This is a genomic window from Nonlabens tegetincola (assembly GCF_002954355.1).
Taxonomy (GTDB): Bacteria; Bacteroidota; Bacteroidia; order Flavobacteriales; family Flavobacteriaceae; genus Nonlabens; species Nonlabens tegetincola.
The window spans coordinates 101632-114576 of the sequence record NZ_MQVV01000012.1; the positions used below are offsets into that span (position 1 = coordinate 101632).

The window sequence follows — 12945 nt, forward strand, 5'->3', positions numbered from 1 at the left end:
TTAGCCCAAATTATTTCTTTATCAATTTATGTATTTCAATTACCTGTTGATCGTTCAATAATCTGAAAAAATAAACGCCTTTTCCTAATTCTTGAATGGATATGTTGTTCAATTGATCTGGACCAAGCTTGCAATTTTTCACAAGCTTACCTTGTAGGTTGTAGATTTCTAGTCTGTTTATAGTGTTATTTAAACACGCTATATTAATCTGGTCACTTGCGGGATTTGGGTAAAGTTCGATTTGAGATCGCGTGTTTGGTGCATTTTCATAGTTTAATAAACCGCTTATATCTAATGTAACAATGTCGCTATTAGATCCAAAACCATAAATCATTTCTTCTGTGATAAAGTAATTTCCAGCACCATCCTCAATCGTATTCAGTAACAGTTGCCAGGTGGTACCTGCATCTGTTGTGAGATATAAATCTCCAGTTGAGGTTGTAATTCCTATTCCGTAAGATGGAGTAAAGAATTTGAAGGTACCTATAAATCCTGGGAAATTATTGTACTGAAAGGTTTGTCCGCCATCATAAGAAACCTGTTGACCTATATAAAATGTGTTTGCATCAATCAATTGTATTCCTTCAAAATTCCCACCTGTGTAATTGATAGGATTCCAGGATGCACCACCATCAATTGTCTTAAAAGCTTGATTACTGGTATTAGTCGCAATACCTATCAAATCATCGAGGAAAACGATGTATTCAGTATTACCTGTAGTAGTGATATGGCTCCATCCAGAACCAGTTTGGTAACGATAAATTCCATCGCTTGCAAAGAAGTTACCACCTACCACAAAAAAGTCATCTCTAGATTTTAACCAAACGTCTTTTGCAATAAACTGTTGGGTAATATTAGGTCCCGTTATGTTAATCCAGGTGTCACCATAATCATTAGAATAACTTACTCGACTTATATTTCCACGCGTAGTAAGTGCTTCACCATTAGGCTTTAGGTGAACGGCATTATAGCCGCCAGAAACTGTCTTGCGGTCCCATGTTACGCCATAATCTGTAGTACGATACATAACATCTCTAAATACCGCACTACCATTATTACCTAGACCTACTACTAATCCTGTAGCATTATTACCAAATGAGGCTTGTTCTAGTGAGCTTGGTATAAAATCATTTAAATGACTGTTCCATGTAGTTCCATCTATAGATTCTAGTACAGCTCCTTCTAATCCAATATATAATTTAGTTGCGCTGGCATCAATGCTTAAAAGATCATCTCGTCCTATATCTTGTAGGCTCCATGAAAGGCCCTGATCATTTGAACTCAATATATTTCCATCGTTGCCCACAACGTAATAGGTATTATTATGAAAAACTAGATCATTTAGTCGCTCGTTAGTTCCAGATGTAGATTGGTTCCAGGTTAATCCTGCATCGTTAGTATAAAAAATAAAACCGCCTGATGCGATAACTATCCCATTGAGAGAATCTCTAAAATCAATTTTAGTTATGGTCCAAAAATTTTGAATAGGTAATGCTATACTAGTCCATGTGGTACCGCCATCGTCGGTTCTATAGAAGGTGATGTCGTCGCCCACTACAAATCCGGTATTACTATCAATAAAGTGAATGTCTCTTATCGTTTCAGTTGTTCCTACATTAAGAGTAGTCCAATTACTACCACCATCGATAGTTTTGATAAGTTTACCATTACCACCAGCAACATAGCCTTCATTCTCATTCAGAAAATATAAAGTAGAAAATCCGCTGCTGGGTAGATTATAATTGATAGTACTTCTAAATTTATCATTTGATTTTATAACTCGATTTCTATTTACTATGTAAGCGAGATCATTACGCAGGACCTGTAGATCAAAACCTTGTCCATTACCTTCTAGTCTATAAGAGTTACCATCGTTTTCACTTATATACATACGATTAAGAAGATTGACTTCATCAAACAAGAATATACTACCATCTGGTGATACTTCAACTTCCGTAATTTCGGAAATGTTTTTTATAGGAGTTCTAAATACCCAATCTGGTTGTTGAGCTCGAAATGTTGTTGTAGTTAATAAAACAATAAATGATAAAAGCGCTGTTCTCATAGCAACAAAGATATTACATAGAGTCTATTCAAAGGGTTACTGTTTGAACTTAAGGTAATTAGATGATTGAGGTAGCGAGTGATTTTCAGTTTGATTATGATATTTGATTTTACGCTTTCGCGAAAGCGTAGAAACAAAAAAAGCCAGATCAAAAAGACCTGGCTTATATTATAGAGGTTATCTTCTAGGCTAACCATTGACTCCATGGAAGACGACTAAGAACAACAACAAACGCCAAGGTGTAAAATATACCTAGCATTTTGAACTTGCCACTGCTTATAACTTTTTTCTTGTGTTTTGAATAACCGATGGTTAAAAGTGTAACACCTATTATCATCATTAAAGGATGTTCTAGGGCTAGTAATCGCAGTCCACTGTTACCCATCACTTCACTTGTGTTATTAAAAAGCATGCTGGAATATGGAGAAACTATCCAAAGAACAATCCCTAGAAGTAATTGAATATGAGTTACAATTAACCCTACTAATGCCAGACTGAAATCTTTATTTCCAAATTCTTTTTTTCCTAACCAACCGATTAGTGAATTGATCGTTGCGATACCTAATACTAATAGTAATAGATAAGCCCAACCGGAATGTGCATGTTGAATAATATTGTACATAGATCTCTTAATTTGAAATCAAAAATAAGGCAAAAAAATAACCCTATCTCTCTAGATAGGGTTATTGTAAAACAATTTATTTAATAGTTCTTAGTTAAAGATGTATCTAAGTCCTATTTGAGCTTGCCATCTTGAAGAACGTATTCCAGCATCATCAATTTGCTCAAATCCTTCTGCAAAATCAGGATCAAATGAGAATTCTGGGTCTGGTCCACCTCTTTCAGTTTCTACGATTTCAACTTCACCAAAGCTTCCTGTGATTCTCTTTTGAACACCCCAGTCTTTGTTTAAGAAGTTGAAGAAGTTGAAGATGTCTAATGAAGCTTGGAAAGTGTGCTTTTTACCACCAAAGTCTAATTTAAAGTCCTGAAGAACTTTTAAGTCTACAATGTGGTTCCATGGTCCACGGTCACCATTACGCTCTGCATATTGTCCTCTTCTTTCTCTTAGGTAGTCATTACCTTCAATAAACGCATCAAGAGCAGCCCATTGATCTGCAGCCGATACACCGTTTGCATCTACTAGGTTAATCTCGCTCTGGTTTCTAGGAATATAGAATAAAGCATTATCACTAGAGTCGTCGTTTAAAAGATCAGCTCCTTCATCATAGATGTAACTTAAAGTACCACCTTGTTGACCGTTATAGAATAAACTTACTGTAGTAGCAAAGTTTTCACTCCATTCCATTTGGTAAGAAGCGTTTGCAGTAATTCTGTGACCTAATGCAAACTGTGAGTTTCCAATAGTTGCACGGTTTTTACCGTTTACAGTAACTACGTTTCTCCATTGAGAACTGTTTTGTGAAGAAGTACCTTCAAAGATAGATTTACCTTGTCCGTATGTATAAGCGATTTGTCCAGAGAATCCATTGTCAAATGGCTTTGTTAATACGAATGATGCGTTGTATGACCAACCTTCATTTGTATTTGTTCCTAAGATAATACGAGAATACTCACTATCTATACGCTGACTGTCATTCCAAAGTGGACGAGTATCTGCACCGTTAAGAGATCCTACTGGTTCACCAATGTTTAAGTTTTGGTAAAGTACATTATTGATTGTTTCATTGTATAGGAAGTCTGCACTAGCAATTAATCCCCATACACCTAATTTTTGGTCAACTCCTAGACTGTATTTAGCTACCTGAGGTAATTTAAAGTCTGGTGCAAATAAATCGATTTGTCCACCGATTGTACCACTACCTGGTGCTGGACCGTTTCCAATAGGTTGATTAAATGGATCAGCTTCAAAGAATAATGTTCCTGAATCAAAGTCATTCTCATTAACTCCACCTACAGAGATACCATTGTTGTTGTAAGCACCACCTGGCCATACTAATGGGATACGTGAAGTAAAGATTCCTAATCCACCACGTACTTGAGTTGTTTTGTCACCAAAAGCATCCCAGTTAAATCCTAAACGTGGAGAAACATGAATTTGGCTTTTTATTTTCTTACCAACTCTAGCACCTTGAAGATCTTTACCAGCCGCTTCTAATAAAGCAACTGTTCTTGTGTTGAAGTCATCGTTTGCAGTACCTTCTTCAAAGAATGGTACATCAACTCTTACACCGTACGATAATTTAAAGTCCTTAGTTAATTTCCACTCATCCTGAGCATAAAGACCTAACTGAGAGTAGTTGAATTGTGCAGCCGCTGCTGTCGCATCGTCTCCTGTTGTTCCTGCTGGATCTAGTAAAGAATAAGAGTAGTCGTAATCAGTAGGAGCAACGTCGTTTGAAGGATCATTGTCAAAATAAGATTCAAAATCAGCTAAGGAATTAAATCTATACTGTCCAAAATTTTGACGAATGAATACGTTACGTATATCATAGGATTCAAAGTTACCACCTAAAGTAATGTTGTGAGCACCGGCAGCAATTTGGAAGTTATTTGTGATAGTGAATACGTCTTGATCAAGAATGTTTCCTGTAGAGAAAGCTTCAGAACCAAATGTAATGCTACCAGCACCGTCATTGATGCTTACTCTAGGGAATGCACCACCTATTGGGTCACGGTCATCTCTTACAGTAGTGTAACTAGCAATTAAATTGTTAGATAATTTATTGTTGATTTGACTGTTCCACTCCAAAGTTGTGAAATTAGTTTCAGAAGGGAAGAAAACACCTGCGTTAGCAAAGTTGATAGAAGTAGCGCTACTTGTACTTGGTGAAGTAGACTCACCACGTACATAGTTGTGCTTAAGTACAAGAGTATTCTTATCATTAACGTTGTAGTCTAAACGAATAGTAAATCTATCAGTATCTAATGTTCTGTTCGTGTTTTCATAACTACCAGGATTATAACCGAATAAGTTAATTAGGTTATCTCTTAAGTTGTTAATCCTTGTTGGGTCTGCTGGTAAGTTAGTGTCACCTGCAGCATTTCTTGCATCACCTACATATTGGTTAAAATCAAAAGGTCTAGGAGTTTCTTCTCTTTCAATTTCTGCATTAACAAACATGAAAAGTTTGTTCTTGATGATGGGACCACCTACTCTAAAACCGTAAAGGTTAGTAGAGAATTCATCTAATCTTTCTCTATCTGGAGCTGGGTCACTACCGTTTCTATCGTCTATTTCATCGATAACTGCTTGAGGTGTTTTACCTGCAAGCTTTTCATTTCTATTGAACCAGTAAGCACTACCTTCCCAGTTATTAGTACCAGAACGAGTAATTGCATTGATAGCACCACCAGTAAAACCTGATTGTCTTACATCAAAAGGAGCAATGTTTACTTGGAATGATTCAATAGCATCTAGAGAAATAGGATTGATACCAATTTGTCCACCATTAGTACCTGTACCTGCAAGACCAAAAACGTCGTTGTTCACCGCACCATCAATAAAGATAGAGTTGTAACGGTTGTTTTGACCAGCAATTGAGATAGAACCACCTTCTGTTACTTGTGCTTGTGGAGTTTTTCTCAAAATGTCATCAATACCACGAGTTACTGTAGGTAACGTGTTGATTTCACGAGTAGAGATGTTTGTCTCTGGACCTGTATTGTTTGAATCAAAAATACCATCACGTGTTGCTTTAATAACAACTTCGTCTAGAGCATTAGCCTCATCAGATAAGGTTACATTAAAAGTTTCTGATTCACCTAATTGTAGGAAAATGTTTTCAAAAACTTCATCCTTCTTTCCAACGTAAGAGAAAGTAATGGTGTAAGGACCACCTACACGCATGTTTGTTATGCGGTAGTAACCATTGATGTCTGTAGCAGAACCGTAGTTTGTACCTGTAGGTCCGTGCACAGCAACGATTGTAGCGCCTAAAAGTGGTTCGTCACCAGCTTCTAGAACTCGACCATTAATACTCGAGGTTGTAACCTGAGCAGTGGCCACTAGCGCAACAAAAAACATTGCTAGCGTTGCTAAAAATTGTAATTGTTTCTTCATTTGGGTATGAATTAGCTTGAGTTAAAATTTTTGCAAATGTCCGTACTAAATCCCTTTCCAATATTAAGCTAACATTAAATTACACTTTTTAACACTTATTTTTTATGGTTCTAATTAATTATGTTATTGAAATTGGTAGAATCTACTCAAGATTTGTTGTGTGCTAGCATCGTGCTGGCCAGTGGAGACGTTCTCTATGTCTTGTAAAACAGCATCAGCTAGAACTTTTCCTAATTCTACACCCCATTGGTCATAGCTATAAATGTTCCATATAACACCTTCTGTAAAGATTTTGTGTTCATACATCGCTATTAATTTGCCTAGGCTAGCTGGTGTAAGCTCATCTATAAGTAGGGTAGTAGTAGGTTTGTTCCCTTCAAAAACTTTGTATGGTAATAGAAATTCTATCTCGTCTTGGTTTTTTCCTGCAGTTTTTAGATCGTCAAAGGCTTCTTCTTTTGTCTTACCATTCATTAATGCTTCTGTTTGTGCAATAAAGTTTGCCATAAGCTTATTGTGATGATCTTGATGTTGGTATTTCGCTTTCGCGAAAGCGATAAAATGAGCAGGAATCAGTTTTGATCCTTGATGAATAAGTTGGAAAAAGGCATGTTGAGAATTTGTTCCAGGTTCTCCCCAAACGATATTACCAGTTTCATAATTCACTCTAGAACCGTTACGATCTATAGTTTTACCATTACTTTCCATTATAGCCTGTTGTAGGTAAGCTGGTAATCGATGTAAATATTGAGTGTATGGAATTACTGCCTCGCTTTGAGCCTTATAAAAGTTGTTGTACCAAATAGTTAATAAAGCTAATTGAACAGGTATGTTATTTTCAAATGAAGCTGTTTTAAAATGTTCATCCATTTGTGATGCTCCATCAAGTAGTTGTTGGAAGTTGTGAGTGCCCACACTCAATGCTATACTCATTCCTACCGTGCTCCACAAAGAAAATCTACCACCTACCCAATCAAACATTGGAAAAATATTTTCTTCCTCTATACCGAAATCTACAGCTCTATTTACATTACTGCTTACTGCTATAAAATGTGTTCCTACAGCATCTTGATTCACTTGTTGTGTAAACCAATTACGTATAGTAGTGGCATTGGATAAGGTTTCCTGAGTCCCAAAGGATTTTGAAACTATTACAAAGAGTGTGGTACTAGGATTAATCGTTTTTAAAACTTCTTCTACGTGATCACCTTCAACATTAGAAACAAAAAGAAGGTTGAGGTGATTCTTATAGGCTTGTAAAGCCTCAGTAATCATTACTGGACCTAGATCGCTACCACCTATTCCTATATTTACAACGGTATCAAAAGCTGTCCCACTAGCAGTTTTAAATTCGCCGCTTATTACTTTGTCTACAAATTCAAACATTTTCTGTTTGCTTGTAACAGCAGCGTCCACGAAATGTTGTGCTCCTTCATGAGCTTGTTGTGCTCGTAGAGCAGTGTGAAGGACCGACCTTCCTTCAGTTGCGTTAATAGGCTTGCCAGAAAAATACGCTTCTATGGCTGCATCTAGATGAGTTTCACGAGCAAGTTGAACTAATAGATCTTTTGTAGTTGAATCCCATAAGTTTTTTGAAAAGTCAACATAGAAATCTTCAAAAATTGTGGTGAATTCTTGAGCTCTATTGCTGTTGTCTTTAAAAGCCTGTTTCAGGTTTAAACCTTGGTTGTTATTATAATGTTCTTCTAGCTTTTTCCAAGCTTCAGTTTGAGTAGGATTGATGTTTTTCATAGTAATGGCGGCTGTTATAAAATGTCGTCATTTTTAAAAGCTAGCTGATCTATTTCCTCCTTTAATGGGTCGATGAACTCTAGGTAGTTATTGATTTTTTCTTTTGGTAATGGGTCAGCAGCAGGTAGTTTTTGTTTGTAAGGATCAACCTGTACGCCGTTTACCCAAAAACGATAACATACGTGTGGACCTGTTGCAAGACCGGTACTACCTACAGTACCTATTACCTGACCTTGTTTAACTCGTTGACCTACCTTTACCTTACGCTTAGTCATGTGTAGGTATTGAGTTGAGTAGGTGCCATTGTGCTTAATTTTTACGTAATTACCGTTACCTCGTGTGTAGCTGGATTTAGTAACGACACCATTTGCAGTTGCAACGATAGGTGTGCCTCGCGGTGCTGCATAATCTGTTCCCTTGTGTGCTTTCCATCTTTTTTGTACTGGATGAAATCTACGTTTTGTGAATCTACTAGAAATTCGGGTGTAATTTACCGGTGCTTTTAAGAAGAAACTGCGCAATGTTTTACCAGTCTCATCGTAATAATCATGAATGTTTGCTATGGAATCAGTTTGGTAATCAAAAGCATAGTAAGGATTGCCATCAGTTTCAAACACTGCTGCTTCTATAGATTCAATACCTGCAAAAATGCTGTCGTTTATGTAACGTTCGTTATAAATCATTTTAAAACGATCGCCTTTTTGTAATCTAAAGAAATCGATGGACCATCTATAGATATCAGATAATTCATAGATTGCACTCAATCCTAAACCTTCTTCTTCCATTGCTTCTGAAAGTGTAGAGGTTATTACTCCACTAGCGGTTTTACGTTTGAATGAAATAGGGTGTTTGTCTCGATAAGCATTAAGACTATCGGTCAATTCTACAACTACATAGTCTAGTCTAGTAGGCTCGTACACAAAGGCGGCAGGAGTTCCTATACTGTCTTTTTTTCTTAAAATTTTAAACGGTTTGCCGGTTTGTATACGACGCACGTCAAATACTTCATTAAATTCTTGGGCTGCTTTAAAGGTGCTTTGACCTTCAACCAAATAATCGTCTAATAGATCACCAAAGGTGTCACCTGACTTTACAGTGTCTTCCACTACTTCAAAATCAGTAAGGTTAAACCCATATTTCATTATCGGTTTTGGCGCTACTGGTGTTATTTGATTAACAGGTATTTGCTTTTGTTTTTTCTTGTCACAAGAAATAAATAGTAATAAAACAGATAAACAACCTATAAGATACTTTTTCATGTATTATTTTGTGTTAAGTGCGTGTGTAACCCATTGCTTACCCCATTCGTCGTGTTCTTGCTGTGTCCATAACGATGGGAAGAAACTAATTTTCTGAAAACTAGGCGGTAAGAACTGTTTCCAGTTTGTACCACCAGTTGCTTGAACAGCTTGTCCTTCTTTGCGTAAATACCTGTGCGCTGCACCCATGTGCATGAGTAACCAGTTGATATTTGCATTTTGATCTAGCATGCGCAAGGCCTCTATAAGGTCCTCTGTTTTTTCTTCATCTGGTAATTGTAAAAATTGCTGGTTTAAATTAGTATTTTGAACTTCACCTGCGATTCTTAAAAAACGTGGGGTATATCTTTTTTCAAACTGTTTTAAGGTAAGTGTTTTTTCACCGGTATGCATGTCAATACCGCCTTTTTTCCAGTAGATGTTTTCGTATAGTTCTTGATTTGTTACTGATTCTGCTTTCGCGAAAGCGTAATCCTGCACATTATCTTTATTGCGATAGTTATCACGCACAGTAGGATGGACCAGGTTGATAAGATCAGTGCTGTAAAATTCAATCATTCTAAATTGAGCGCTTTGGAAACCGCTTGCAGGAAGTAGCGACATACGGAATTTTAAAAACTGCTCACGTTCCATTCCTCGTACCATCACATCAAATGAATTGATCAAGACTGTGAAGTAACGATTAATTCGCTTTGCCTTTTCAGCAAAAAAAGCACCTGTTAACTGCTCATTTTCTATAATTTGTTTCTGCTCGTGAATGATAAGCTTAAAATACAGTTCAGTTATTTGATGATAACCGATAAATATCATTTCATCGGGAAAATGTGTAGCAGGAACTTGTAGGCTCAAAAGTGTGTCTAGTCTTATGTAATCCCAGTAAGTAATGTACTGGTCGTATAACAAACCATCGAGGTAGGATAACATATCCTGTCCAGAATTCTTGAACTTCTCCTGAAGAAGTTCGATACGCTTTGCGATTTCTGGACTAATTTCTTGTGACATAGATTGAATCTTGGTGGATTTACAAAAATAACAAAGCCGTATAAACTGTTCAATGTTTATACGGCTTAAGTGTTAATTAGTTTTAACTAATTATGGGATAATTTTAAAACTGTGTTTTAATCCTTTGAAAGCTTCTAAATCTGCGGTTAGTGAACCTACAGCCAACTTTGCTTTAATGCGTAGTGGAATTTTATTTTCATCATCAGATATCCATACGGTAAGGCTTTCTTGTTCTTTAAAAACACGACCAGATTGAACGTAAGGTTTGAATTTTAGAGCAGGAACTTTACCAAATTTAGTTTTTACTGTAGTGCGTTTTAAAAACTTCAGTTTAAAGTCATAATTCTCCTTGTCAAAAAACATGGGTAAAATAAATTCGTCTCCTTTTTTAAGAGTTTTAGTGTCTATTTGATCTCGTAAATGATAGAAGGCGCTCACCATATCCTGTGTACCAGGTTTTATTTTTTCGGTACTTTTTGTGTTACGTTTTTTATCGTGAACTAGTGCTTCATTTTTTTCGTGATCAAAATCTATCACAATGTCCTTTTTGTATCCACCTTCATTGATGTCTCTTATGAACCTATAGGGTTTAACCTCGTTTTTGTCAATATAAGATTCGTAATGATCGTCTACCGTAAAAAAGAGATCTAGTAGTCCTGTTGATCTACCATGTCCTTTAATATGGTATACATCCTTACCTTCAAGTTGACTGTCGATGACCTCTAGTTCTGCATAACTTGCATTGAAAATACCGTAGTGAATTCTAAACTTAAACCATTCTCCTTCTTGAAATGTTTGTTGTAGAGAATTGTTATAGGTAGCACTAGTAAAAGCGGTACTCAAAAACAAAACAACTACTAATGATAAAGAAAGAATATGTCTCATGATTTATGGATTAATCGTTTCACATGATGTATTACAAAGGTTATACCATTTTGTTATAAGGTTCCTCTTCTTGCTTGTTCTCTTTCTATAGCTTCAAATAAGGCTTTAAAATTACCAACTCCGAAAGACTGTGCACCCTTACGTTGTATTACTTCTATAAACATGGTTGGTCTGTCTACAACTGTTTTTGTAAATAGTTGTAAAAGGTATCCTTCTTCGTCTCGATCAATAAGAATTCCATGTTTTTTAAGGAGTTCAACGTCTTCATCTATATCACCTACTCTCTCTAAAATATCATCATAGTACGTGTCTGGTACGTAAAGGAACTCTACTCCACGATCTCTCATAGCGCTTACAGTTGCAACAATATCGTCCGTTGCGACTGCAATGTGCTGTACACCAGGACCGTTATAGAAGTCTAGATACTCCTCAATTTGAGATTTTTTCTTTCCTTCTGCTGGTTCATTAATAGGGAACTTTATACGACCATTACCATTGCTCATAACTTTACTCATGAGAGCAGTGAATTCGGTAGAGATATCATCATCGGCAAAAGATATGATTTGAGCAAAGCCCATTACTTCTCCGTAAAATTTACACCATGTATTCATTTGGTCCCAACCTACGTTACCGACCATGTGATCAATAAATTTAAGTCCAACTGGTTCTGGATTGTAGTGTGATTCCCACTTTTCAAATCCTGGTAAGAAAACGCCATTGTAATTTTTACGTTCGACGAATATATGAACGGTCTCACCATAAGTATAGATTCCAGACCTCACAACCTCACCATGTTCGTCGCTTTCAACAGTAGGTTCTAGGTAGGGTTTTGCACCTCTTTTGGTTGTTTCTTCAAAAGCTTTACGAGCATCTTCTACCCATAAAGCCACCACTTTAACACCGTCACCGTGTAAGTTTACGTGGTCGTTGATTGGTCCGTCTTTCTGTAGTGGTGATGTAAGAACTAGTCGTATTTTATCTTGCTTAAGTACATATGAAACGCGGTCTTTTAAACCCGTTTCAAGTCCTGCATAGGCTTCTGATTGGAAACCAAAGGCTGTTTTATAGAAGTGTGCACTTTGTTTTGCATTACCTACATATAGTTCTACATAGTCTGTCCCTAATAGAGGTAGAAAATCTTCTGCTTCTTTAAATAATTTTTTGAGCGAGTATTCTGTGTTTTTAAGTCTTTTAGATTTTTTATTTCTGCTGGCATGATGTTGTTTTTTGATAATTAATTTTTAATTGTGGCTGTTATAAAAATAATTACCACATGGCTCTCATGTGTGCAGCACATTCCAATTTACTGTTATTGATCTTGCTCATTTTCTTCTTCAATTAACTCTTCTATCTCAATTATTCCTTCTGTATTTAAAGAGTCTACTTTTTGATCTAATGTGTCAATATCTTCCTCATAATAATACCAATCATCTTCTATAGTTTCTTCCTTTTCATATTCATACTCTTGTCCAAAATTGCTAAAATCTCCATCGGCAAGTTCACTTAAAGAAAGACCTATAATAGCAACAAATAAGATGATGATAAGAGTGGTTATTCCAGATATTGCAATGGTAATTATATTAATGATTTTCCCTGCATTAACTGATTTATATGATGATTGTGAATAGGATCTAGGATCCGACTTATAGGCTCTTACTCCTTTATTGGCTATCACTAAACCTATGATTCCACCTATTAAGGATAATGGTGCTCCTATACCGTATAAGCAACATGAAATAAAGAAAAAGACAATAGAAATTATCCCAATAACAAGTGCTGCAGGATCACCAGGGACAGATTGTTGTATCCTATTATCAAATCCTCCATCAGAATAGGATTGTTGATGATGTGTAGGTGTACTTTCGTAACCAGCTGATGATTGTTGATTTCCAAAAGGATTCTGCGAGTCGTTATTATTTTCCAATGTAAAGGTTTATTTAAATTATAGACAAATATAG

The 12945-nt window shown here is 36.3% G+C and carries 9 protein-coding genes; all 9 read right to left on the reverse strand.

Going from position 1 to position 12945, the window contains the following annotated elements:
• Positions 1 to 10: 10 nt before the first annotated feature.
• The 9 genes from BST93_RS04235 to BST93_RS04275 all read right to left on the reverse strand — a co-directional run bounded on the left by BST93_RS04235 (position 11) and on the right by BST93_RS04275 (position 12911).
• Positions 11 to 2065, reverse strand: coding sequence for a YCF48-related protein (locus BST93_RS04235; protein WP_105018206.1), 2055 nt, complete (start codon positions 2063 to 2065; stop codon positions 11 to 13).
• Positions 2066 to 2249: 184 nt separating this feature from the next.
• Positions 2250 to 2687 (reverse strand): hypothetical protein, encoded by a 438-nt coding sequence (locus BST93_RS04240; protein WP_042276145.1) that lies wholly within the window; start codon positions 2685 to 2687, stop codon positions 2250 to 2252.
• A 90-nt stretch (positions 2688 to 2777) separates the two neighbouring features.
• A complete protein-coding gene (locus BST93_RS04245) occupies positions 2778 to 6089 on the reverse strand; it encodes a TonB-dependent receptor (protein ID WP_105018207.1) in 3312 nt (1103 codons plus the stop codon).
• A 123-nt stretch (positions 6090 to 6212) separates the two neighbouring features.
• A complete protein-coding gene (gene pgi, locus BST93_RS04250) occupies positions 6213 to 7841 on the reverse strand; it encodes a glucose-6-phosphate isomerase (protein WP_105018208.1) in 1629 nt (542 codons plus the stop codon).
• A 14-nt stretch (positions 7842 to 7855) separates the two neighbouring features.
• The gene (locus tag BST93_RS04255; protein WP_105018209.1) at positions 7856 to 9100 is read right to left on the reverse strand and encodes a M23 family metallopeptidase; all 1245 of its coding nucleotides are present in this window, start codon (positions 9098 to 9100) and stop codon (positions 7856 to 7858) included.
• Between the two features lie 3 nt (positions 9101 to 9103).
• The gene (locus BST93_RS04260; protein ID WP_060523266.1) at positions 9104 to 10102 is read right to left on the reverse strand and encodes a tryptophan 2,3-dioxygenase family protein; all 999 of its coding nucleotides are present in this window, start codon (positions 10100 to 10102) and stop codon (positions 9104 to 9106) included.
• Positions 10103 to 10192: 90 nt separating this feature from the next.
• Positions 10193 to 10987 carry a DUF3108 domain-containing protein gene (locus BST93_RS04265; RefSeq protein ID WP_042276134.1) on the reverse strand — a complete coding sequence of 265 codons (795 nt, stop codon included), beginning with the start codon at positions 10985 to 10987 and terminating at the stop codon, positions 10193 to 10195.
• A 53-nt stretch (positions 10988 to 11040) separates the two neighbouring features.
• The gene (gene hppD, locus BST93_RS04270) at positions 11041 to 12219 is read right to left on the reverse strand and encodes a 4-hydroxyphenylpyruvate dioxygenase (protein WP_105018210.1); all 1179 of its coding nucleotides are present in this window, start codon (positions 12217 to 12219) and stop codon (positions 11041 to 11043) included.
• A 77-nt stretch (positions 12220 to 12296) separates the two neighbouring features.
• Positions 12297 to 12911: a CCC motif membrane protein gene (locus BST93_RS04275; protein WP_105018211.1), complete on the reverse strand. Its 615-nt coding sequence runs from the start codon at positions 12909 to 12911 to the stop codon at positions 12297 to 12299.
• Between the last annotated feature and the right edge of the window lie 34 nt (positions 12912 to 12945).

Excerpts from the sequence above, each read along its gene's own strand:
- BST93_RS04235 (WP_105018206.1), bottom strand. The coding sequence starts at position 2,065 with ATGAGAACAGCGCTTTTATCATTTATTGTTTTATTAACTACAACAACA.
- BST93_RS04240 (WP_042276145.1), bottom strand. The coding sequence starts at position 2,687 with ATGTACAATATTATTCAACATGCACATTCCGGTTGGGCTTATCTATTA.
- BST93_RS04245 (WP_105018207.1), bottom strand. The coding sequence starts at position 6,089 with ATGAAGAAACAATTACAATTTTTAGCAACGCTAGCAATGTTTTTTGTT.
- pgi (WP_105018208.1), bottom strand. The coding sequence starts at position 7,841 with ATGAAAAACATCAATCCTACTCAAACTGAAGCTTGGAAAAAGCTAGAA.
- BST93_RS04255 (WP_105018209.1), bottom strand. The coding sequence starts at position 9,100 with ATGAAAAAGTATCTTATAGGTTGTTTATCTGTTTTATTACTATTTATT.
- BST93_RS04260 (WP_060523266.1), bottom strand. The coding sequence starts at position 10,102 with ATGTCACAAGAAATTAGTCCAGAAATCGCAAAGCGTATCGAACTTCTT.
- BST93_RS04265 (WP_042276134.1), bottom strand. The coding sequence starts at position 10,987 with ATGAGACATATTCTTTCTTTATCATTAGTAGTTGTTTTGTTTTTGAGT.